The sequence below is a fragment of the Citrobacter sp. Cu231 genome (assembly GCF_030332265.1).
GTDB lineage: Bacteria > Pseudomonadota > Gammaproteobacteria > Enterobacterales > Enterobacteriaceae > Citrobacter > Citrobacter meridianamericanus.
On sequence record NZ_JAOWIE010000027.1, the window covers coordinates 56852 to 80065 of the forward strand.

Consider the following 23214-nt stretch of genomic DNA (forward strand, 5'->3'; position numbering starts at 1 on the left):
AACTGCATTCGACCCGAATGCAGTTTTTTGCGCTCTCATCACGCCACACACAGCTCAAATCGTAATCATCATGTTGGAATTTTGAATCCAATGTAAATAAATGTATTTATTTTTGAATTAATGAATGCTAAAACTCCTCACTGATTAGAAATGATTATCAAAATCATTATCAATTACACATTCATTTTCGCGAGACCTGCAGGGTACAACATCCACAGAGATGTCCCTTAGCGTGAGTGAAACCGTCTACTCAAAAATAATAAGTCACTTATTAACATGGATAAAAATCGCAACTTGCCGTCCAGTAGTTTTCATTCACTGACTTTTTTTGCTGGTCTGTGCATTGGCCTGTCTCCGGTAGCCCAGGCTGTCGCTGCAGGCGATCAGGATAAAAAACAAGAAGATACATTGGTCGTTGAAGCAACCAAACCTTCGCTATATGCCCCAACACAGTCTGCCGACCCTAAATTCTCCCGCCCGGTAGCGGATACCACCCGCACCATGACGGTGATTTCTGAACAAGTGATTAAGGATCAAGGCGCAACAAATCTGACCGATGCGCTGAAAAACGTACCGGGCGTTGGCGCGTTTTTCGCTGGCGAAAACGGCAATTCCACTACCGGTGATGCGGTTTATATGCGTGGTGCGGATACCTCAAACAGTATTTATATCGACGGTATTCGTGATATTGGCAGCGTCACGCGCGATACCTTCAATACCGAACAGGTCGAAGTGATCAAAGGCCCTTCCGGCACCGACTATGGGCGTAGCGCACCGACAGGTTCCATCAATATGATCAGTAAACAGCCGCGCACCGACTCCGGGATCGATGCGTCGGCCAGCGTCGGCAGCGCCTGGTTCCGCCGTGGTACGCTGGACATTAACCAGGCTATCGGCGACACCACAGCCGCACGTTTAAATCTGATGGGCGAAAAAACACATGATGCCGGTCGCGACAACGTAAAGAATGAACGTTACGGTGTGGCCCCCTCTCTCGCTTTTGGCTTAGGCACCGAGAACCGACTGTATCTGAACTATCTGCACGTGACTCAGCACAACACGCCGGATGGAGGCATCCCCACTATCGGCCTGCCGGGTTACTCTGCGCCTTCCGCAGGAACGTCTGCACTGAATCATTCAGGAAAAGTCGATACGCATAACTTCTACGGTACCAACTCGGATTACGACGATTCGACGACCGATACCGCGACAATGCGTTTTGAACATGACCTGAGCGACAGCACCACGATTCGCAACACCACCCGCTGGTCGCGTATTAAACAGGATTATCTGATGACGGCGGTGATGGGCGGTGCGTCTAACATTACGCAACCCACCAGCAGCGTCGACACCTGGACATGGTCACGCCTGGCAAATACCAAAGATGTCAGTAACAAAATCCTGACCAACCAGACTAACCTGACCTCAAAATTTTACACCGGATCCATCGGCCACGATATCAGTACCGGTGTGGAACTGGCGCGCGAAACACAAACCAACTATGGTGTAGCCCCGCTCACCCCGCCGCCGGTTAATATTTATCATCCCAACAGCGACGTGAATATCGGCGGATTATCGCGTAGCGGTGCCAACGCTAACGGGCAAACCGATACCTTTGGCGTATACGCTTTTGATACGCTACAAATTACCCGTGAGTTTGAGCTAAACGGCGGTATTCGCCTCGACAATTACCGCACTGAATATGACAGCGCCACCGCTTGCGGCGCTTCCGGCCGTGGTGCAATTGCATGTCCGACAGGCGTCGCCAAAGGTTCCCCGGTCACCACTGTGGATACTGCCAAATCAGGCAATCTGGTGAACTGGAAAGCGGGCGCGCTGTATCACCTGACCGATAACGGCAATGTCTACATTAACTATGCCGTTTCTCAGCAACCGCCGGGCGGCAGCAACTTTGCCCTTGCGCAGGGAGGAACCGGTAACAGCGCAAACCGTACCGACTTCAAACCACAGAAAGCGAAAACCAGCGAGATCGGCACCAAATGGGAGGTGCTGGATAAGCGCCTGCTGTTAACCGCCGCGATTTTCCGCACAGATATTGAGAATGAAGTAGAGCAGAACGACGACGGAACATATTCCCAGTACGGGGAGAAACGCGTTGAAGGCTACGAACTCTCCGTAGCTGGCAACATCACCCCCGCATGGCAGGTTATTGGAGGATACACCCAGCAACGCGCCACGATCCACAGCGGCAAAAACATTGCTCAGGATGGTTCTTCTTCCCTGCCCTATACGCCAGAACATGCCTTCACGCTGTGGAGCCAGTATCAGGCTACCGATGATATTTCCGTTGGCGCGGGCGCACGCTACGTGGGCAGCATGCATCGCGGTTCGGACGGCGCAGTGGGTACGCCATCTTATACTGAAGGTTACTGGGTCGCCGACGCCAGGCTGGGTTATCGCGTGAATCGCAATCTCGATTTCCAGCTGAACGTCTATAACCTGTTCGACACCGATTATGTATCCTCCATCAACAAGAGCGGATACCGTTACCATCCGGGCGAGCCAAGAACCTTCCTGCTCACCGCCAATATGCATTTCTGATCCATCTCGTGGGGCGAAAGCCCCACTTTCAGGAGAAACACTGATGATGTACCACATTCCCGGCGTTCTGTCGGCGCAGGATGTCGCCTGGTTTCGCGAACAACTGGACGCTGCCGACTGGATTGATGGCCGAGCAACCACCGGCGCCCAGGGCGCGCAGGTAAAAAACAACCAGCAGGTGGATACGCAAAGCGAGCGTTACGGCGTTTTGCAACAAGCGGTACAAACTGCGGTGAATAACAGCCCGCTTTTCTTCGCCGCAGCATTACCGAAAACGCTCTCCACACCGCTGTTTAATCGCTACCAGGACCATGAAACCTACGGTTTCCACGTTGACGGCGCGGTACGTAGTCATCCGGAAAACGGCTGGATGCGCACAGACCTTTCCGCCACCTTATTCCTCAGTAATCCCGACGATTATGCGGGAGGAGAACTGCTGGTCAATGATACCTACGGCCAGCACGCGGTAAAACTTCCAGCGGGCGATCTGGTGCTTTACCCTTCCAGCAGCTTGCACTGCGTTACGCCGGTAACCCGTGGGGTTCGTGTGGCATCCTTTATGTGGATCCAGTCGATGATCCGAGATGACAAAAATCGCGCCATGCTTTTTGAACTGGATAAAAACATTCAGTCCCTGAAGGCGCGTCATGGGGAAAGTAGCGAGATCCTGTCGTTACTCAATCTCTACCATAACCTGCTGCGCGAATGGTCTGAAATCTGATACCGCTGATGCGTGGTCGTTTTTCGCCCATCACATTCGCTATACTTATTCTGTAGACATCAGCAGGAGGTACATATGGCATCCGGATGGGCAAATGACGACGCAGTTAACGAACAGATCAACAATACTATTGAAGATGCTGTTGCCCGCGCCCGTGGTGAGTTACCGACGGGGGAAAGTCTGTATGAATGCGAAGAATGCGGCAATCCTATCCCACAGGCCAGGCGTGAGGCAGTACCTGGCGTACGCTTGTGCATCACATGCCAACAGGATAAAGATTCACATAATGCAGCATTTTCAGGATATAATCGCAGAGGTTCGAAAGATAGCCAGCTACGTTGACTCATCTTTACCAAAAGTTTCAGCGCATACGATTTCCTTTACGAGCACGCTTTTTTGCACTCTGTGTGGCAAAATGTGCCGTTGTTGGTTTCTCTGTAAAGCGTAGTGACAAGAACTGTAAATCCCTCATCTGAATTTATTAATATTCAATAAGTTATTTGTCATTCAATTTTTTTGATTGATGTCGTCAATTCTATTCGATTTTCTCTCGCCAAAAAAAACGTGATACTTATCACATCGACGAAACAACGTCTTCTTAACAGAACACTAACTAACAGAACAAACCTGCGAGAGATTAATCATGAAAAACATTAAATATGCTGTTGCTGCTATCGCCCTGTCTACCCTGTCATTTGGCGTTTTCGCTGCCGAGCCGGTTTCCTCCACTCAGGCACAAAGCATGAATAAAATTGGTGTAGTTTCTGCTGATGGGGCCACCACACTGGATGGCCTGGAAGCCAAACTGGCTGAGAAAGCGGCTGCTGCTGGTGCATCTGGTTACAGCATCACTTCCGCTGTCGGTAAAGACAAAATGAGCGGCACCGCGGTTATCTATAAATAACCGAAAGATTACCTGTACGACCCAATGCTCCAACCCTCATTGACCCTGTTTGTTACCCTTTGTTTGCCCGTCCGCCACTGGACGGGCTTTTTTTTGCTTAGTGTTCCAGTCGTTGACGGAATTCCTGCAACACGGCGTCTGGCATGCCCATTTGCAGTGCCGCCTCACAAATCGCTTGCCAGCTTCCGGCATCCAGCGGAATACCGTGTTCCAGCCGTTCCTCGCGAGTATTCACCTCCCACTCCCCAGGCAACAGGATCGGGGCATCTTCAGCATGCGGGGACGCTTTCACCCATTCGGCAAATGCCGCAACCTGGTTGTCACAGTCCGGCGCGCTAAACAGTTCCGGATTCATAATAATAGTGGTCATACAGTTGATGATGGCGTCCGGGCTGGTCTGCAGGCTCTCTTCATGTGTGGTTTTACCCCCTGAAAGCGCACCACCCATAATTTCACACATCGCGGCCAGCGCATAACCTTTGTGTTGGGCAAACGTGAGCAACGATCCCAGCGGAGAAACCTGCATTACCGCAGGATCGGTTGTAGGCACCCCGTTTGTATCAATCAGGCATCCCGGAGCCACCGGCTCCCCCTTGTGCCATGCCACACGGGTTTTGCCAAACGCGATGGCACTGGTTGCATAGTCCAGCAACAGCGGGAAGGTATTTTTACGCGGAAAAACAACGCAGAAGGGGTTAGTGCCAAAACGACTATCGCGGCCATGAAACGGTGCAACCATCGGGATCCCGACCACACTCACAAAATGCACTGAGACAAAACCTGCCGCCGCACATTGCTCCGCCCAGTAGCCAATACGTCCAATATGATGCGAATTATGTAATGCCACGGCGGCAATACCGTGCTGACGCGCTTTTTCAATCCCCAGCGTGATGGCTTCATGCGCCGCCACCTGACCAAAGGCACAATCGCCATCAAGCGTAATCACCGCCCCCGCATCTTTAACCACTTTGGCATGACGATTGATCTGCAGATGTCCCTGCGAGAATGAGCGAATATAGCTGGGGATCATGCCGATGCCGTGGGAGTCATGACCGGCGAGGTTAGAGGCTATCAGATGATCGGCCACCAGTCGCGCCTCCTGTTCATTGCTTCCCATCTGCTGAAAAACGGCCTGGGTAAATGCGTGCAGCGTTGGCGCAGGGAAGCGATGTCCACTGTTCATTGTTATCTCCTGTTGTGTCGCGTGTTGATTGTGTTTCTTATTTTTCAACAAACTATGCTGCGCCACGGCGCTCAGGAGGTCAATAAACGTGCAGAAATTTCACGTTGGCGAAAAGAGAGAACCGACAGGCCTGGAAAATGGCCCGTCGGGGAATAAAAAATCAGAAGTTTTGTTCGACGCGAGCAAGTCCTTCAGCCAGCGTCGCGGATTCACCGGTTGCCACCAGGCAGCAGGCCATCTGGATTTTCAACGATGCCGGAACCGGCTCACTGCCGGCCAGACAACGCTCAATCCAGCGCGCAGTGGTTTCCGGATCTTTTGCCACCGGCAGCGGTACCGGCTCGTCAGGCATCTCGCTCTGTCGGTCCTGTAGCACTCGCACACCGGACGAATCGATCAGGCTTATCTGCGGGCAGCGCTGCGGGTTGGCGTACACCTCGCCTTCGGTACCGTGCATCAACAGGCCACGTCCACCGATATCGCTGAAGAATTTTGCCACACGCGAGACGTATTCCGGGTGTGACACGCTGGAAAGACGCAGCGCGGCGTCTTCAGCAAACGGTGTCGCTAATTTGGCCAACGTGTGCGCACTGTTGCGCACCCCCATTCGCCAACGCATCGCCAGCTGTTTTTCCAGCGGAGGACACAGCGCTCTCACCGGGATAAACACCGGCTGATGACCATCCAGCTTTGCCTGTGCCTGCCCGGCATGCCGCGTCGGCGCAATCCCCATCAGCTCGAAAATGGTTTCTGTCAGCACGCGGGTAGGATCCTCGCTGACGCCGTGCACCACCACCGGGAAGCCCAGCTTATGCAGTAAAATCGCCAACAGCGGCGTCAAATTCGCCTGCTTGCGCGCGCCGTTGTAGCTGGGAATGACAATCGGCATGGGTTTGGCAACCGGCGGGGTCAGGCGAAGGATGTGGTTTTGCATTGCTTCGTAAAAGCCCAGCATCTCCGCTTCGCCTTCGCCTTTAATACGTAGCGCAATCAGTACGCCGCCCATTTCAAGCTCCGGTACGTCGCCGTTCAACATATGGGTATACAGTCCGCGAGCAGTATCCTTATCCAGGTCACGCGCGTGATTTTTTCCTCGCCCAATCTCTTTTATGATTTTGCGGTAATCCATCGATAACTCCTTGCCTGTTGCTCGCATCGTTAACGCCGACGGCGACGCGTAGGTTTCGTTTTTTCTTTTGGTTTTACTATAACGTCTGGCACAGCAGGTTGCTCTATCGGAAATATGGGTAACGCGTTCAGTAAACGCTTGCCATAATTTTTGGTCAATAAACGTTTGTCATAAATAACCACTTCTCCCCAGCAGCCGTGGCTACGAATGAGTCGCCCAACCTGCTGGATCAAATTGAATGACGCCGCAGGCAGGCTTTGAACCTCGAAAGGATAGCGATTCAGGCTTTTCAACCACTCGCCCTCGGTGATCACCACCGGGCTATCGATCGGCGGAAATGCAATTTTGTGAATATGCACCTGGGTCAGCAGGTCGCCTTTCAAGTCCAGACCTTCAGCAAAAGATTGCAGCCCAACCAGCACGCTGCGCTCGCCGTTGGTCACCCGTTTGCGGTGCAACTCTACCAGTCGATAGCGCGGCTGATCGCCCTGCACCAACAACAGCAGACGCAGATCGGTGACGTGCTCAAGAAAACGCTGCATCGCCCGACCGCTGGCAAACAGCACCAGCATCCCCTGATGCTTTTTGCTTTCTAACTGTTCGCGGAAATAGGCGGCCATTTCCGCGATATGTTGCTCTTCGTTATCAATTAACGGTTCGTAGCGCATCTGCGGAATGACGATTTTGCCCTGTTCAACGTGATTAAACGGTGAATCCAGCGCGACAAACCGATCCCCTGCTTTTTCCTTCAGCCCACTCATCTCCTGCAAACGCGAGAAGCTGTTGAGCGAGCGCAGCGTTGCGGAAGTGACAATAATATGCGGGACGCTACGCCACAGCAGGCGTTCAAGCTGATCGCTCACACGGATCCCCACGCAGTGGAACCAGACGTGGATTTGCCCGTCACGCACCTCGCGCGTCGCCCATTTACTCACCGGCGCGCCTGACGACTGCGCGATCGATGCCAGCCGCCACAGTTTGCTTTGCGACTCAAACATGCCCAGCGCCCGGTTCATCTGCAAAATAACCCGATGCAGACGCACAACATCGTGCGTGCCAGTTTTTTCGCTGAGATCGTTGAGGAACAGTTCCGCCAGCCCGCGCAGCATTTCAGTAAGCTTTGCCAGACGCTGACAAATCTCCATCACTTCTGCAGGCAGTTCGCCCATCGCAAAGCGGTGTTCCGCCTCCTGAGTAGCGGGCATATACAGATTAAGAATGCTATTAAGCGATGAAATCAGTTCATACAACTCTTCACAGTGAGCGTTCAGACGCTCGGCGTTCGCCAGCGGCGGCGTAGTTTTCGGGCGAAACTGTTCCAGGCAGGTCGCCACTAATTTGCAGAACAGATCCAGCTGGAGCCGATACCAGGGGGCGCTGATTTCTGCGCTCATCTCCAGCGCATCACGCGCGACGTCCGGCAGGTGGTGGCCTTCATCAAGGACCAGCAGCAGATTTTTCGGCTCCGGCAACACAGCTTCGCTTTCCATAGCCGCCATCACCAGCGCGTGGTTGGCCACCACCACTTCAGCCTCCTGAATCTCGCGGCGGGCGACAAAAAAGGGGCACTCACGATAGTAGTGACAGTTACGATTCAGACAGCTGGCTTTATCGGTGCTCAGGCGTTGCCAGAGTCCGTCATCGATGGCGATATCCGTGTGATCGCGCAGCCCGTCCCACTTGTAACTGTCGAGATCGCCTTTTAGCCTGGCGCAGCGCTTTTGTTCTTCCTGGTTATTGGGCGTCAGGTCATCGTCGAGAAAGGCCAGCAGATCCTGCTGATTGGGTTCGGTACTGGCCAGCGCCGCTAAATTACGCGGGCAAACATAGCGTCCGCGACCAAACGCGGCGGTAAAACGTAGGTCAGGGATAATTTTGCGCAACAGCGGTAAATCTTTGCTGTAGATCTGATCCTGCAAAGCAACATTGGCGGTACTGACCACCAGCGTTTTTTGTTCTTCACGCGCGATGGCAATACCGGGGAGCAGGTACGACAGGGTTTTCCCCACTCCGGTCGGCGCTTCAATCGCCAGATGCCGCCCTTCTTCACCTGCCAGCGTTTTCGCGACGTCGGCAATCATCTGCCGTTGCGGCGCACGGGGGATAAAGTCGGGGATCTGTTCCTGAAGCGCCTTATACCAGGCGGCGATTTGCGCTTTTAACGCGGCCGTTAGTGCCATGAGAAAACCTGAAATACTGTATAAACAGCCACTATTGTGGCACTTTCTGGTACGTGTCGCAAAAAGAAAAGCCCGACCTTTCGGCCGGGCTCGCAATTACTGCGCGGAAGACGGTTTGCGCGGACGGCGCGGTGGACGAGGCTTATCGCCCGCCGGTTTGCCTTCGCCGCTACGCGGTTTCGCTTTTGGCGCACCGCCATCCTGACGACGCGGCTGCTGGCCACGCCCGGCTCCACCCTGACCGCGACCGCCACCGCCACGCTGCTGACGACCGTTCTGGATCGGCTCGGCTTTGATGGATGGGTCCGGCTCGTAGCCTGGCGTCGCAATACGCGGGATCTCTTTTTTCAGCAGCTTCTCAATGTCACGCAGCAGCTTGTGTTCATCGACGCACACCAGAGACAGCGCTTCGCCAGTGGCGGCAGCACGACCGGTACGACCAATACGGTGCACATAATCTTCCGGGACGTTTGGCAGCTCGTAGTTCACTACGTGCGGCAACTCTTCAATGTCCAGGCCACGCGCGGCGATATCCGTCGCCACCAGCACGCGAATATCACCGGATTTGAAATCAGCCAGCGCACGTGTACGCGCCCCCTGAGATTTGTTACCGTGGATCGCCGCGCTGCGAATACCGTCTTTATTTAGCTGTTCCGCCAGATGGTTCGCACCGTGTTTGGTACGGGTAAATACCAGCACCTGCTGCCAGTTGCCCTGACCAATCATCTGCGACAACAGTTCACGTTTGCGTTTTTTATCCACGAAATGCACATGCTGAGTCACCTGCTCTGACGCGGTATTACGACGCGCCACTTCAATTTCCAGCGGGTTATGCAGCAGCTTTTCGGCCAGCGATTTAATATCGTCAGAGAACGTTGCAGAGAACAGCAGGTTCTGGCGTTTTGCCGGCAGCTTCGCCAGAACACGACGAATGTCGTGAATGAAGCCCATATCCAGCATGCGGTCAGCTTCATCGAGTACCAGGATCTCAACATGATCCAGTTTCACCGCATTCTGGTGTTCCAGATCGAGCAAACGGCCAGGCGTGGCAATCAGCACATCCACGCCGCCGCGCAGCTTCATCATCTGCGGGTTGATACTAACGCCGCCAAAGACCACCAGCGAGCGGATGTTCAGATACTTACTGTAATCACGTACGTTTTCGCCAATCTGAGCCGCCAGTTCGCGGGTTGGCGTGAGGATCAGCGCACGCACCGGACGACGACTTTTACCATGCGGCTGATGAGTAATCAGGTGCTGCAACAGCGGCAGGGTAAAACCTGCCGTTTTCCCCGTACCGGTCTGGGCGCTGGCCATCAGATCGCGGCCTTCCAGCACGGCAGGGATTGCCTGCTGCTGAATAGGGGTAGGTTCACGGTAACCCTGTTCGGCAACGGCACGTAAAATATCAGGGTTTAAACCAAGGGAATCAAAAGACATAACAACTCCGAACCGCCCTGACCGTTACCGGTGTCGTTTTCAGGGAGATACATACAATAGAGATGACAAAAACCACAATGTCATGAAGGGGCGGAGTGTAGCAGTTTTTGTGATGTGCCGCATAAATTATCCCTGCTGAGGAAAATAACGCCCCGGACTGGACAAGGTTGCACATCAGTCATAATCTTAATCAATCGATTGATTAAGATCAGAGTCGTGCCATGAATACACCCACCATGACAACCAAAGGTGAACAGGCAAAAAATCAGCTTATTGCCGCCGCGTTGGCACAGTTTGGCGAGTATGGTCTGCATGCCACCACGCGCGATATCGCCGCGCAAGCCGGGCAAAATATTGCGGCTATCACCTACTATTTTGGCTCAAAAGAGGATTTGTATCTCGCCTGTGCCCAGTGGATTGCGGATTTTATCGGCTCACAGTTTCGCCCGCACGCTGAAGAAGCTGAGCGTTTGTTTGCCCAGCCAAAGCCGGATCGTGGCGCAATGCGCGAATTGATCCTGCGCGCCTGCAAAAATATGATCACGCTGCTCACCCAGGAAGACACCGTAAATCTGAGCAAATTTATCTCGCGCGAACAGCTTTCACCCACCGCGGCTTATCAACTGGTGCACGACCAGGTTATCAATCCGCTGCATACACACTTAACACGCCTGATTGCTGCTTATACAGGCGGCGATGCCAACGATACCCAAATGATTCTGCACACCCACGCCATCCTCGGCGAGGTGCTGGCCTTTCGTCTTGGGAAAGAAACCATTCTGTTGCGTACAGGTTGGTCACAATTTGATGAAGATAAAAGCGCGCTGATTGACCAAACGATCACCTGTCACATCGATCTTATTCTGCAAGGTTTAACGCAAAGGAGTCTGGAGTCATGAAAAAACCTGTCGTGCTCGGGCTGGTTATCGCGGCCCTCGTTGCCGTGATTGCCGGTGGAACGTGGTGGTATCAAAGTCGGCAAGATAACGGCCTGACGTTGTACGGCAATGTCGATATCCGTAGCGTCAACCTGAGTTTTCGCGTTGGCGGCAGGCTGGCCTCACTGGCGGTTGACGAAGGCGATGCTATTACAGCCGGTCAGGTGCTGGGTGAACTGGATCACGCCCCATATGAAAACGCGTTAATGCAGGCGAAAGCCAATGTTGCCGCCGCCCAGGCGCAATACGATCTGATGCTGGCCGGGTATCGCACAGAAGAGATTGCTCAGGCAGCAGCGGCCGTCAAACAGGCGCAGGCCGCCTATGATTACGCGCAGAACTTTTATAATCGGCAGGTAGGATTGTGGAAAAGCCGCACCATCTCCGCCAACGATCTGGAAAATGCCCGTTCATCACGCGATCAGGCGCAGGCTTCGCTGAAATCTGCGCAGGACAAACTTACCCAGTATCGCAGCGGTAATCGTGTACAGGACATTGAACAGGCGAAAGCCACGCTCGAACAAGCTCAGGCCCAGCTTGCGCAGGCAGAGCTCAATTTACACGACACCACGCTAATCTCCCCGTCTGACGGCACACTACTCACCCGTGCGGTGGAACCTGGTAGCATGCTGAACGAAGGGGGCACGGTACTGACGTTGTCGCTTACGCGTCCGGTTTGGGTTCGCGCCTACGTAGATGAGCGGAATCTGAGCCAGGCCCAACCGGGACGCGAAATCCTGCTCTACACCGATGGCCGTCCGGACAAACCGTATCACGGTAAAATCGGCTTCGTGTCGCCTACTGCCGAGTTTACGCCGAAAACAGTTGAAACTCCTGACCTGCGCACCGATCTGGTTTATCGCCTGCGTATTGTGGTGACCGACGCGGACGATGCGCTGCGCCAGGGAATGCCGGTAACGATCAAATTTAGTGACGAGGCACGGCATGAATGATGCCGTTATTACGCTCAAAGGGCTGACAAAAAACTTTGCCGGAATGGAAAAACCCGCCGTCGCCCCGCTCGACTGTACCGTGCATGCGGGCTACGTGACCGGACTTGTCGGACCGGACGGCGCGGGGAAAACCACGCTGATGCGCATGCTGGCAGGATTGTTAAAACCCGATGCAGGAAGTGCTGCGGTGATTGGTTTTGATCCCATCAAGGACGACAGCGCGCTGCATGCGGTGCTGGGCTATATGCCGCAGAAATTTGGTCTGTATGAAGATTTGACCGTCATGGAGAACCTCAATCTCTATGCCGATTTGCGCAGCGTCACCGGTGAAACGCGAGAAAAAACCTTTGCCCGGTTACTGGAATTTACCTCGCTGGGGCCATTTACCGGACGACTGGCCGGCAAACTTTCCGGCGGCATGAAACAAAAGCTCGGGCTGGCCTGTACGCTGGTCGGCGAACCCAAAGTGCTGCTGCTGGATGAGCCTGGCGTCGGTGTCGACCCTATATCCCGTCGCGAATTGTGGCAAATGGTTCATGAGCTGGCCGGGGACGGTATGCTGATCCTCTGGAGTACGTCGTACCTGGATGAAGCAGAGCAATGTCGTGATGTACTGCTGATGAACGAAGGTGAGCTGTTGTACCAGGGCGATCCCACTCAGCTGACGCAAACCATGGCGGGTCGAAGCTTCCTGATGAGCAGTCCGCAGGAAAATAACCGCCGACTGCTGCAACGCGCGTTAAAACTGCCGCTGGTCAGCGACGGGATGATTCAGGGGAAATCCGTCCGTTTAATCCTGAAAAAGGACGTGACAGTTCAGCAGATTCAACACGCTGACGGCATGCCGGAAGTAACCATCAACGAAACCGCCCCCCGTTTCGAGGATGCTTTTATCGATTTACTCGGCGGAGCCGGGACATCGGAGTCCCCACTGGGCGCTATCCTGCATACCGTAGAAGGCACGCCTGGCGAAACGGTGATCGAAGCCAAAGCGCTGACCAAGAAATTTGGCGATTTTGCCGCGACCGACCACGTAGACTTTGCCGTGCAGCGCGGCGAGATTTTTGGCCTGCTAGGGCCCAACGGCGCAGGCAAATCCACGACCTTTAAAATGATGTGCGGCCTGCTGGTTCCCACGTATGGCAAAGCGCTGGTGCTGGACATGGACCTGAAGGTCAGCTCCGGCAAAGCGCGCCAGCATCTGGGTTATATGGCGCAAAAATTCTCGCTGTACGGCAACCTGACCGTTGAGCAGAACCTGCGCTTTTTCTCCGGCGTCTACGGCCTGCGCGGTCGGGCACAGAAGGAGAAAATCGATCGTATGAGCGAGGCATTCGGTCTGAAAAGCATCGCGTCTCACGCCACCGACGAACTGCCGCTGGGCTTTAAGCAGCGCCTGGCGCTGGCCTGCTCGCTGATGCATGAACCCGATATTTTGTTCCTCGATGAACCCACTTCGGGGGTCGATCCTCTCACTCGCCGCGAGTTCTGGCTGCATATCAACAGCATGGTGGAAAAAGGCGTCACGGTAATGGTGACTACCCACTTTATGGACGAGGCGGAGTACTGCGATCGCATCGGGCTGGTGTATCGCGGCAAACTGATTGCCAGCGGTACGCCGGACGACCTGAAAGCTCAGGCTGCCGACAACGACACGCCGGATCCGACGATGGAACAGGCGTTTATCACGCTAATCAATGACTGGGATAAGGAGCACGCGCATGAGTAATTCCGCTCTCTCCTGGCGTCGCGTACGCGCGCTGTGCGTGAAAGAAACCCGCCAGATCGTCCGCGATCCCAGCAGTTGGCTGATTGCGGTGGTGATCCCGTTGCTGCTGCTGTTTATTTTCGGCTACGGGATCAACCTCGACTCCAGCAAGCTACGGGTAGGGATTTTGCTCGAACAGCAAAGCGAAGAGGCGCTGGATTTTACCCATACCATGACCGGCTCGCCGTATATTGACGCCACTATCAGCGATAACCGTCAGGAATTGATTGAGAAAATGCAGGCCGGGCGCATTCGCGGGCTGGTGGTGATCCCAGTGGATTTCGCCCAGCAGATGGCGCGACCAAACGACGTGGCGCCGATCCAGGTGATCACCGACGGCAGCGAACCCAATACTGCCAACTTTGTGCAGGGTTATGTCGAAGGTATTTGGCAGATCTGGCAACAACAGCGGGCGGAAGATCGTGGAGAATCATTCAAGCCCTTGATCGACGTGCAGACCCGCTACTGGTTTAACCCGGCAGCCATCAGCCAGCATTTTATTATTCCCGGAGCGGTAACAATTATAATGACGGTCATTGGCGCGATCCTCACCTCATTAGTAGTGGCGCGCGAATGGGAACGCGGAACCATGGAGGCGCTGCTTTCTACCGAAGTCACCCGCGTAGAGCTGCTGCTGTGTAAACTGATCCCCTATTATTTTCTCGGCATGCTGGCGATGCTGCTGTGTATGCTGGTGTCGGTATTTATTCTCGGCGTGCCCTATCGCGGCTCGCTGCTAATCCTGTTTTTCATTACCAGCCTGTTTCTGCTGAGTACGCTCGGCATGGGCCTGTTGATTTCGACTATTACCCGCAACCAGTTTAACGCCGCTCAGGTGGCGCTGAACGCCGCTTTCCTGCCCTCGATTATGCTGTCAGGTTTTATCTTCCAGATAGACAGCATGCCCGCGATTATCCGGGCGGTAACCTACATTATTCCGGCGCGTTATTTCGTCAGCACCCTGCAAAGCCTGTTTCTGGCGGGAAATATTCCTGTGGTGCTAATTATCAACGTGCTGTTTTTAATCGCTTCGGCGGTAATGTTTATTGGCCTGACGTGGCTTAAAACCAAACGTCGGCTGGATTAAGGGGACGGGCATGTTTCATCGCTTATGGACGTTAATTCGCAAAGAGCTGCAATCGCTGTTACGCGAACCGCAGACGCGAGCCATTCTGATTTTACCGGTACTGATTCAGGTGGTCCTGTTCCCGTTTGCGGCGACTCTGGAAGTGACCAACGCCACGATCGCTATCTATAACGAAGACAACGGTAAACATTCGGTGGAGTTAACCCAACGCTTCGCCCGCGCCAGCGCCTTTACCCATGTTCTGCTGCTTAAAAGTCCCCAGGAAATTAAGCCGACTATCGACACGCAAAAAGCCCTGCTGCTGGTGCGCTTCCCGGCCAACTTTTCGCGCAATCTGGACACCTTCCAGCAGGCACCCATGCAAATTATCCTCGATGGGCGTAACTCCAACAGCGCGCAAATTGCCGCCAACTACCTGCAGCAGATCGTTAAGACGTATCAGCAGGAGCTGATGGACGGCAAGCCGAAACCAAACAATAGCGAGCTGGTCGTGCGTAACTGGTATAACCCGAATCTGGATTACAAATGGTTCGTAGTACCGTCGCTGATCGCGATGATCACCACTATCGGCGTAATGATCGTCACCTCGCTGTCGGTTGCCCGTGAGCGCGAACAAGGCACGCTGGATCAGCTGCTGGTCTCTCCGCTTACCACCTGGCAGATTTTCATCGGCAAAGCGGTTCCCGCGCTAATTGTGGCAACCTTTCAGGCCACCATTGTGCTGGCAATCGGCATTTGGGCTTATGACATTCCGTTTGCCGGTTCACTGGGGCTGTTCTATTTCACGATGGTGATTTACGGGCTGTCGTTGGTCGGCTTTGGTTTGCTGATTTCATCGCTGTGCGCGACACAGCAGCAGGCGTTTATCGGCGTGTTTGTGTTTATGATGCCGGCGATTTTGCTCTCAGGTTACGTCTCGCCGGTCGAAAATATGCCGGTGTGGTTACAGAATCTGACGTGGATTAACCCAATCCGCCATTTTACGGACATTACGAAACAGATTTACCTGAAGGATGCGAGTCTGCAGATTGTCTGGGGAAGTTTGTGGCCGCTGTTGGTGATAGCGGCCACAACCGGCTCAGCGGCGTATGCGATGTTTCGACGCAAGGTGATGTAGCTTTTTGTCTTTCGCCAGCAGCGAGACCACGGCGGGTCCGGCCAGGATCACCAGCCCCGCCAGTGCCAGCAAAACGTTGTTTTGCAGCACGCGTGACAGTAACCACAGCACGATCATCGCAGCACCGAAATACCACGTGGTGGTGAGTTCTTCCAGCACATCCGCTACGTCGCGCCAGCGCTGTTCATGGTGACGTTGCAAGGCCAGCATTAATAAAACTGTTACGCCGTAAACGACGCATAATCCCAGGCCGACGCGCACCAGCGTGCCGCTCATCCAGCCCATTACCAGCAACGCCACTACCAGTAAATGCAACACAATCTGCCAGCAACTTAGACCCGTTGCGACACGAACACGTTGTTGCCACCTCATGGCTTTTCTCCTGAAGGATTTTCAACTAATTGTTCAGAGTACCGGACTTTACGGAAAATTCCGCAACACTGCATCTTTTTGTGACGATGACTACACTATTTTATTTAGGAAGTGACGCCAACGGGAGGCTCATGAGCGGATCGGGAGTTCAATTTTCATTCAATGTGCTCACCATTAATACTCACAAAGGGTTCACCGCCTTCAATCGGCGTTTTATTTTGCCTGAGCTAAGGGAAGCCGTCAGAACGGTTGGTGCGGACATTGTATGCCTGCAGGAAGTGATGGGTGCGCACGAAGCTCACTCATTGCGCATTGAGAACTGGCCGGATACCACCCACTACGAATTTCTGGCGGACACAATGTGGAGCGACTTCGCCTATGGGCGTAATGCTGTGTACCCGCAGGGGCATCACGGTAATGCGGTGCTATCGCGTTATCCCATTGAACATGATGAAAATCGTGATGTGTCGGTCGGCGCGAGTGAAAAGCGCGGGGTGCTTTACTGCCGTATCGCGCCACCAATGCTCTCCCACCCCATTCATGTCATGTGTGTGCATCTCGGTTTACGCGAAGCTCATCGCCAGGCCCAGCTTGCGATGCTGGCTGATTGGGTCAATGCCCTGCCCGACGCGGAACCGGTGGTGATCGCTGGAGATTTCAACGACTGGCGGCAAACGGCCAATCACCCGTTGAAAACCAGAGCCGGACTTGACGAGATTTTTACCCGCGCCCACGGTCGCCCAGCACGCACATTTCCGGTGCAGTTTCCCCTGCTGCGTCTGGACAGGATCTATGTGAAAAACGCGAATGCCAGTACCCCAACGACGCTAGCGCTGCGTCACTGGCGACATTTGTCCGATCATGCCCCTCTGAGTGCGGAGATTCATTTATGAAATATGGCTGGCGTGAAGGCAATCAAATTCAACTGCTGGAAAACGGCGATCAATTCTACCCCGCCGTTTTTGACGCCATTAAACAGGCGCAACAAAAAATTATCCTTGAGACCTTTATCTGGTTTGAAGATGCGGTAGGAAAACAGCTGCATGCCGCGTTGCTCGAAGCCGCCCGGCGAGGAATCAAAGCAGAGGTGCTGCTGGATGGCTACGGCTCGCCGGATCTTAGCGACCGTTTTGTTGAAGAGCTGACCACAGCCGGCGTTGTCTTCCGCTACTACGATCCACGTCCGCGCCTGTTCGGTATGCGCACCAATCTCTTTCGCCGAATGCATCGCAAAATAGTGGTCATTGACGATCGTGTTGCTTTTGTCGGCGGCATCAATTATTCCGCTGAACATATGTCTGATTACGGCCCGGAGGCCAAGCAGGATTACGCCGTTCGCGTTGAAGGCCCTGTTGTGGCTGATATCCTGACATTCGTGCTGGAGAACTTACCGGGGCAAAGCGCAGTACGACGCTGGTGGCGACGTCATCATCGGGCCGTCGATAATCATCATCCCGGCGAAGCACAGGCACTGTTTGTCTGGCGTGATAATGAAGAACATCGTGATGATATTGAACGCCACTATCTGAAAATGCTAACCCAGGCAAGGCGGGAAGTGATTATTGCCAATGCCTATTTCTTTCCGGGCTATCGCCTGCTGCATGCCCTGCGTAAAGCAGCGAGACGCGGCGTGCGGGTAAAACTCATCGTCCAGGGTGAACCGGATATGCCGATTGTAAAAGTTGGCGCCCGCCTGCTGTACAACTATCTGGTTAAAGGCGGCGTCCATGTTTATGAATACCGGCGTAGGCCTCTGCACGGCAAAGTGGCACTGATGGATGACCACTGGGCAACGGTCGGTTCCAGCAATCTCGACCCCCTGAGCCTGTCGCTCAATCTGGAGGCAAATCTGATTATTCATGACCGCACGTTTAACCAGACTTTACGTGACAACCTGAACCCTATCATTGCGCAGGACTGCAAGCGTGTTGATGAATCCATGCTGCCCAAGCGCACCTGGTGGAACCTGACCAAAAGCGTACTGGCGTTCCACTTTTTACGCCACTTCCCGGCTCTGGTCGGCTGGCTACCGGCGCATACCCCGCATCTGGCTGAGGTAGAGCCGCCCGCACAGCCCACGCTGGAAACGCAGGATCGTATTCCAACTGAGGATGCAGGAGGAAAATCCTGATGGTAAAAAGCCACCGACGCTGGCGATTAGCGAAAAAGATCCTTACATGGCTGTTTTTTATTGCGGTCATCGTATTGCTGGTGGTTTATGCCAGCAAAGTCAACTGGCAGGAGGTGTGGACGGTCATCCGCGATTACAACCGGATTGCCCTGCTCAGCGCCGTGGGGCTGGTGATTGTCAGTTATTTGCTTTACGGCTGTTATGACCTGCTCGGACGCTATTATTGCGGCCATAAGCTGGCAAAACGTCAGGTCATGCTGGTGTCGTTTATCTGTTACGCCTTCAACCTGACGTTAAGCACCTGGGTAGGCGGTATTGGGATGCGCTATCGACTCTACTCTCGCCTCGGATTACCGGGGAGCACAATCACCCGCATTTTTTCGCTGAGCATTACCACCAACTGGTTGGGCTATATTCTGCTGGGCGGTTTTATTTTTACCTTCGGCATCGTTGAACTGCCCGCACACTGGTATATCGATGAAGGTACGCTGCGTATTTTAGGCGTAGCGCTGCTGCTGATTATTGTCGTTTATCTGTGGTTTTGCGCCTTCGCTAAGCATCGACACATCACCATCAAGGGCCAAAAGCTGGTGCTACCCTCCTGGAAATTTGCCCTCGCGCAAATGGCGATATCCAGTGCTAACTGGATGGTAATGGGGGCGATTATCTGGTTGTTGCTCGGTCAGAATATCGATTATTTCTTCGTGCTGGGCGTGCTGCTGGTGAGCAGTATTGCCGGCGTAATCGTGCATATTCCGGCGGGGATCGGCGTGCTGGAAGCGGTCTTTATGGCGCTGCTGGCAGGAGAGAAAACGTCTCAGGGAACGATTATTGCCGCTCTGCTGGCGTATCGCGTGTTGTACTATTTTATTCCGCTACTTCTGGCACTGGTGTGTTATTTGCTGCTGGAGAGTCGGGCAAAAAAGTTGCGGGTAAAAAACGAGAAGGCGATGGCGAAATAATTCACCGGATGGCGGCTTACGCCATCCGGTAGCGGAAAATTAACGACGATTGCCGAAGATACGCAGCAGCATCATGAACAGGTTAATGAAGTCCAGATACAGCGTTAACGCCCCAAGAATAGCGTATTTACGCAAGTTGGAACTGTCGCGCAGATCGATCTGCTCACCGATATTTTTCAGCTTCTGCGTGTCATAGGCGGTCAGGCCGACAAACACAATCACCCCTATGTACGTCACCGCCCACATCAACGCTTCACTCTTCAGCCAGAAGTTAACCAGCGAGGCCAGCACAATACCAATCAGCGCCATAAACAGCATATTGCCGAAGCCGCTCAGATCGCGCTTGGTGGTGTAGCCGTACAAACTCATGATACCGAACATCCCGCCGGTGACCACAAAGGTACTGGCGATAGACGAATAGGTATAGACAATGAAAATGCTTGATAGCGTCAGACCGGTTAACGCCGAGTAGAGCATAAATAGCGTGGTCGCCACACCCGCGCTAAGCTTTTGCACCATGCCAGACAGGACAAACACCAGCGCCAGTTGGGCGATGATCAGGCCAAAGAAGGTGATTTTGCTGGAGAAAACAAACATCATCACCGCAGGCGTATTTGCCGCATACCAGGCGATAAACGCCGTCAGCAACAGCCCGCAAGTCATCCAGCCATAGACCTGCGCCATATAGGTTTGCAGACCGGAACGCGCCTGCACAATAGAATCGGATCGTGGGAATCGGTCCATGACAATCTCCTGAATCAGTATGAGCCTAACACAAGTGTACTACTCTACCAGCGTTTTGCCGCCTGCTTATCGCTGTCGCGAGCATCAACCCAACGTTCACCTTCCGGCGTGGCCTCGCGCTTCCAGAACGGCGCGCGGGTTTTCAGGTAATCCATAATGAACTGCCCGGCATCAAACGCACTGCTACGATGCGCGCTGGTCACGCCAACAAAAACGATTTCGTCACCCGGCCACAGTTCGCCAATGCGATGAATCACTGTTACTCGTCCCAGCGGCCAGCGCGAACGCGCTTCGTCGACAATCTCCGCCAGCGCTTTTTCGGTCATCCCTGGATAGTGTTCCAGCGTTAACGCCTGCACGCTATCGCCGAGATTGTGGTTGCGGACTTTCCCGGTGAAAGTGACCACCGCGCCGTCCTCGTCACGTTCGGCCAGCCAGGGATATTCATCCCCGACACGAAACGCCGCAGGGCCAACAACAATTCGCGTTTCAGCCATCTTAGCCTCCGGTTACCGGTGGGAAGAAAGCCACTTCGTCACCCGCGTTAAGGGTATGGTCAAAATCGACCAGCGTCTGGTTTACCGCCGCCAGCAGCTTACCGTCTTCCAGCGCCAACGCCCAGCGATCGCTTTTTGCCGCAAGATGCTTACGCAGCGCTTCTACCGTTGCAAACTCGGCGGCGACCTCTAACGCATCGGTATTTACCAGTTCGCGTACCTGAGCAAAGAAGAGAACCTTAATCATGCGCATCCACCTTAAAATCTCCGGATTTGCCGCCGCTTTTTGCCAGCAGACGCACCGGACCAATCACCATATCCTTTTGCACCGCTTTACACATATCGTAGATAGTCAACGCCGCTACGGAGGCAGCCGTTAACGCTTCCATTTCGACACCGGTTTTCCCGGTCAGGCGACACAGCGTTTCAATGCGTACGCGGTTGTGCTCAGGCTCGGCGTGCAGATTGACTTCCACCTTGCTCAGCATCAGCGGATGACACAGCGGGATAAGATCCCAGGTCCGTTTGGCGGCCTGAATACCCGCAATACGCGCCGTGGCGAATACATCGCCCTTATGGTGACTGCCATCGATAATCATCGCCAGCGTATCACTACGCATGGTAACAAAGGCTTCGGCACGCGCCTCGCGTACCGTTTCCGCTTTGGCGGAGACATCCACCATATGCGCTTCGCCAGCGGCGTTAATATGAGTCAGTTGCGACATACTTATTTCTTCAAATGTGGGTGGAAATTACACGGACGCGTACGGGCATCAAGCTGCGGCGCAATAATATTTTCCCAGGCGGTACGACACGCTTTGGTCGACCCCGGCATGGCGAAAATCAGCGTTTTATTGGCGACTCCGGCAATCGCCCGGGATTGCAGCGTCGCGGTGCCAATCTCTTCAAACGACAACATACGGAAGACTTCGCCGAACCCTTCAACTTCTCTGTCGAACAACGGTTGCAGCGCTTCCGGCGCCTGGTCCCCTTCGGTTAACCCGGTGCCGCCGGTGATGAGCACAACCTGCACGTCGTCACTGGCAATCCAGGCTGAAACCTGGGCGCGGATGGCGTAACGGTTCTCTTTGACAATCGCCTTGTCGACTATTTGATGACCCGCTTCTTGCGCCGAGTCACGCAGATAATGGCCGGAGGTGTCATCTTCTTCGCCACGACGATTGGAAACAGTAAGAATAGCAATGCGTGTCGGGATAAATTCAGCGCTTACCTGACTCATGAAAAACTCCTTTTAGCGATCAGCCGCCAATGTAAGATAAGTTTTGCGTAATACCGGTATTGTTCTGATGTAAGAAATGGGTCTGTTTTTTCTCCAGCAGCGCAGCTGAAATGCGTTCTTCCAGCGCCGACTGCTGAGCGTCATCTTCCAGCAAATCACGCAGGCTAACGCCACCTTCACCGAATAAACACAGATGAAGCTTACCGACAGAGGAAACGCGTAGACGGTTGCAGGTAGCGCAGAAGTCTTTCTCATAAGGCATGATCAGACCAATTTCGCCAACATAGTCAGGATGGCAGAAAACCTGAGCCGGGCCGTCGCTGCGCTGTCGGATCTGATGAATCCAGCCGCGGCGCAGCAGCTCATCGCGCAGTACCTGGCCGGAGATATGGTGTTTACGGAAGAGCGAGCTGCCCTCGCCTGTTTCCATCAGTTCAATAAAACGCAGTTGGATCGGCCGTGGTTGGATCCAGGCCAGGAAGGTGTCCAGCTGATGATGGTTTACGTCGCGCATCAGCACGGTGTTGACTTTCACTTTTTCAAAACCCGCATCAAAGGCGGCGTCAATACCTGCCATCACCTGCTGAAACTTGTCCTGCCCGGTAATGGCATGAAACTGACGGGCATCCAGGCTGTCGACGCTGACGTTTAGCGCGGTTAGCCCGGCATCGCGCCAGACGGCGGCATCGCGCGCCAGACGATAACCATTGGTGGTCACCGCAATCTGACGGATGGCGTCGTTTTCACGCACGGCGGCGATGATGTCGGTAAAGTCGCGACGCAATGAAGGTTCGCCACCTGTCAGACGCACTTTCTCCGTTCCCAGACTGGCGAACGCACGCGTGACACGACGAATTTCATCAACGGTTAAAAAGCCGTTATTGGTGACCCCGCCGGGCTTATAGCCATCCGGCAGGCAGTAGGTGCAACGAAAGTTACACACATCTGTAATCGACAAACGTAAGTAGTAAAACTTACGCGCGAAAGCATCGGTAAGTTGAGAGCCCATGTACACCTTTCCAAATACGGGAGACGTAGTCATTTCTTCCTGCGCCCTGGTGACAAACTTATTCAAGTATTGTCACGGCCAAAGCACCGTATCATTTGACCCAGGTGCAGAGGCTAGAGTGTTTATACTCGTCATACTTCGAGTACATTGTGGTTATGCCGATACTAGCGTGTAAATGACGCTTTTGCCATGTACACTTTCGCTATATAAATATGTATATAGCGACACGATCGTGCATTTTCGCTACAGAATAAGCAAAAACCATAGTTTTGCATTG

23 protein-coding genes and 1 riboswitch are annotated in these 23214 nt (G+C 53.8%); of the genes, 12 read left to right on the plus strand and 11 right to left on the minus strand.

Translation table 11 applies throughout. The features are described 5' to 3' along the window. Nucleotides 1-276: 276 nt before the first annotated feature. From OGY15_RS02115 to ybiJ, 4 genes are all read left to right on the plus strand, one after another. Nucleotides 277-2562 (plus strand): catecholate siderophore receptor Fiu, encoded by a 2286-nt coding sequence (locus tag OGY15_RS02115; RefSeq protein ID WP_151219608.1) that lies wholly within the window; start codon nucleotides 277-279, stop codon nucleotides 2560-2562. A gap of 43 nt (nucleotides 2563-2605) precedes the next feature. Further along, nucleotides 2606-3283, plus strand: a complete 678-nt coding sequence (gene ybiX / locus OGY15_RS02120; RefSeq protein WP_151219607.1) for a PKHD-type hydroxylase YbiX — start codon at nucleotides 2606-2608, stop codon at nucleotides 3281-3283. Nucleotides 3284-3358: 75 nt separating this feature from the next. Beyond that, nucleotides 3359-3625, plus strand: coding sequence for a DksA/TraR family C4-type zinc finger protein (locus tag OGY15_RS02125; RefSeq protein ID WP_142417726.1), 267 nt, complete (start codon nucleotides 3359-3361; stop codon nucleotides 3623-3625). 301 nt (nucleotides 3626-3926) lie between these two features. Continuing rightward, a complete protein-coding gene (gene ybiJ, locus OGY15_RS02130) occupies nucleotides 3927-4187 on the plus strand; it encodes a DUF1471 family protein YbiJ (RefSeq protein WP_079936844.1) in 261 nt (86 codons plus the stop codon). Between the two features lie 97 nt (nucleotides 4188-4284). Here the strand turns inward: ybiJ and OGY15_RS02135 are convergent, their stop codons facing one another. The 4 genes from OGY15_RS02135 to rhlE form a co-directional block, all read right to left on the minus strand. After that, complete coding sequence (locus OGY15_RS02135) at nucleotides 4285-5370, minus strand: malate/lactate/ureidoglycolate dehydrogenase (protein ID WP_286537956.1); 1086 nt, start codon at nucleotides 5368-5370, stop codon at nucleotides 4285-4287. 160 nt (nucleotides 5371-5530) lie between these two features. After that, entirely contained in the window at nucleotides 5531-6499 is a 969-nt protein-coding gene (gene ybiB, locus OGY15_RS02140; RefSeq protein WP_286537959.1) for a DNA-binding protein YbiB, read from the minus strand. Between the two features lie 29 nt (nucleotides 6500-6528). After that, nucleotides 6529-8679 carry an ATP-dependent DNA helicase DinG gene (dinG, locus tag OGY15_RS02145; protein ID WP_286537963.1) on the minus strand — a complete coding sequence of 717 codons (2151 nt, stop codon included), beginning with the start codon at nucleotides 8677-8679 and terminating at the stop codon, nucleotides 6529-6531. Between the two features lie 96 nt (nucleotides 8680-8775). Further along, entirely contained in the window at nucleotides 8776-10119 is a 1344-nt protein-coding gene (gene rhlE / locus OGY15_RS02150) for an ATP-dependent RNA helicase RhlE (RefSeq protein WP_151219604.1), read from the minus strand. A 221-nt stretch (nucleotides 10120-10340) separates the two neighbouring features. Between rhlE and cecR the strand changes: the two genes are divergently transcribed. Genes cecR through OGY15_RS02175 form a run of 5 tightly spaced genes read left to right on the plus strand, consistent with a single transcriptional unit; the run spans nucleotide 10341 to nucleotide 15982 of the window. Continuing rightward, nucleotides 10341-11018 carry a transcriptional regulator CecR gene (gene cecR / locus OGY15_RS02155; RefSeq protein ID WP_151219603.1) on the plus strand — a complete coding sequence of 226 codons (678 nt, stop codon included), beginning with the start codon at nucleotides 10341-10343 and terminating at the stop codon, nucleotides 11016-11018. Next, on the plus strand, nucleotides 11015-12010 hold the full coding sequence (hlyD, locus tag OGY15_RS02160) for a secretion protein HlyD (RefSeq protein ID WP_151224986.1): 996 nt from the start codon (nucleotides 11015-11017) through the stop codon (nucleotides 12008-12010). The genes cecR and hlyD overlap by 4 nt, the downstream gene beginning before the upstream one ends. Beyond that, the gene (locus OGY15_RS02165) at nucleotides 12003-13739 is read left to right on the plus strand and encodes an ATP-binding cassette domain-containing protein (RefSeq protein WP_151219601.1); all 1737 of its coding nucleotides are present in this window, start codon (nucleotides 12003-12005) and stop codon (nucleotides 13737-13739) included. Before hlyD ends, OGY15_RS02165 begins: the two co-directional genes overlap by 8 nt. Continuing rightward, the gene (locus tag OGY15_RS02170; protein WP_003831545.1) at nucleotides 13732-14865 is read left to right on the plus strand and encodes an ABC transporter permease; all 1134 of its coding nucleotides are present in this window, start codon (nucleotides 13732-13734) and stop codon (nucleotides 14863-14865) included. Before OGY15_RS02165 ends, OGY15_RS02170 begins: the two co-directional genes overlap by 8 nt. 10 nt (nucleotides 14866-14875) lie before the next feature. Then, nucleotides 14876-15982, plus strand: coding sequence for an ABC transporter permease (locus tag OGY15_RS02175; protein ID WP_286537971.1), 1107 nt, complete (start codon nucleotides 14876-14878; stop codon nucleotides 15980-15982). Here OGY15_RS02175 and OGY15_RS02180 read toward each other — a convergent pair. Further along, complete coding sequence (locus OGY15_RS02180) at nucleotides 15944-16354, minus strand: YbhQ family protein (RefSeq protein WP_016152353.1); 411 nt, start codon at nucleotides 16352-16354, stop codon at nucleotides 15944-15946. The genes OGY15_RS02175 and OGY15_RS02180 overlap by 39 nt on opposite strands. A gap of 131 nt (nucleotides 16355-16485) precedes the next feature. Between OGY15_RS02180 and OGY15_RS02185 the strand changes: the two genes are divergently transcribed. Genes OGY15_RS02185 through OGY15_RS02195 form a run of 3 tightly spaced genes read left to right on the plus strand, consistent with a single transcriptional unit; the run spans nucleotide 16486 to nucleotide 19447 of the window. Further along, the gene (locus tag OGY15_RS02185; protein ID WP_210904860.1) at nucleotides 16486-17247 is read left to right on the plus strand and encodes an endonuclease/exonuclease/phosphatase family protein; all 762 of its coding nucleotides are present in this window, start codon (nucleotides 16486-16488) and stop codon (nucleotides 17245-17247) included. After that, nucleotides 17244-18485, plus strand: coding sequence for a cardiolipin synthase ClsB (gene clsB, locus OGY15_RS02190; protein WP_151219600.1), 1242 nt, complete (start codon nucleotides 17244-17246; stop codon nucleotides 18483-18485). The genes OGY15_RS02185 and clsB overlap by 4 nt, the downstream gene beginning before the upstream one ends. After that, the gene (locus OGY15_RS02195; RefSeq protein WP_278238552.1) at nucleotides 18485-19447 is read left to right on the plus strand and encodes a lysylphosphatidylglycerol synthase domain-containing protein; all 963 of its coding nucleotides are present in this window, start codon (nucleotides 18485-18487) and stop codon (nucleotides 19445-19447) included. Before clsB ends, OGY15_RS02195 begins: the two co-directional genes overlap by 1 nt. A 39-nt stretch (nucleotides 19448-19486) precedes the next feature. Here the strand turns inward: OGY15_RS02195 and OGY15_RS02200 are convergent, their stop codons facing one another. From OGY15_RS02200 to moaA, 6 genes are all read right to left on the minus strand, one after another. Then, the gene (locus OGY15_RS02200) at nucleotides 19487-20191 is read right to left on the minus strand and encodes a Bax inhibitor-1/YccA family protein (RefSeq protein WP_286537978.1); all 705 of its coding nucleotides are present in this window, start codon (nucleotides 20189-20191) and stop codon (nucleotides 19487-19489) included. Nucleotides 20192-20235: 44 nt separating this feature from the next. Next, entirely contained in the window at nucleotides 20236-20688 is a 453-nt protein-coding gene (gene moaE / locus OGY15_RS02205; protein WP_187260183.1) for a molybdopterin synthase catalytic subunit MoaE, read from the minus strand. 1 nt (nucleotide 20689) lies between these two features. Beyond that, complete coding sequence (gene moaD / locus OGY15_RS02210) at nucleotides 20690-20935, minus strand: molybdopterin synthase sulfur carrier subunit (RefSeq protein WP_151219598.1); 246 nt, start codon at nucleotides 20933-20935, stop codon at nucleotides 20690-20692. Next, a complete protein-coding gene (moaC, locus tag OGY15_RS02215) occupies nucleotides 20928-21413 on the minus strand; it encodes a cyclic pyranopterin monophosphate synthase MoaC (protein WP_151219597.1) in 486 nt (161 codons plus the stop codon). Before moaC ends, moaD begins: the two co-directional genes overlap by 8 nt. A gap of 2 nt (nucleotides 21414-21415) precedes the next feature. Next, nucleotides 21416-21928 (minus strand): molybdenum cofactor biosynthesis protein B, encoded by a 513-nt coding sequence (gene moaB / locus OGY15_RS02220; RefSeq protein ID WP_003035187.1) that lies wholly within the window; start codon nucleotides 21926-21928, stop codon nucleotides 21416-21418. 19 nt (nucleotides 21929-21947) lie between these two features. Beyond that, complete coding sequence (moaA, locus tag OGY15_RS02225) at nucleotides 21948-22937, minus strand: GTP 3',8-cyclase MoaA (RefSeq protein ID WP_151219596.1); 990 nt, start codon at nucleotides 22935-22937, stop codon at nucleotides 21948-21950. Continuing rightward, a riboswitch (molybdenum cofactor riboswitch) is annotated at nucleotides 22925-23070 on the minus strand. Its footprint overlaps the gene before it by 13 nt. Nucleotides 23071-23214: the final 144 nt, after the last annotated feature.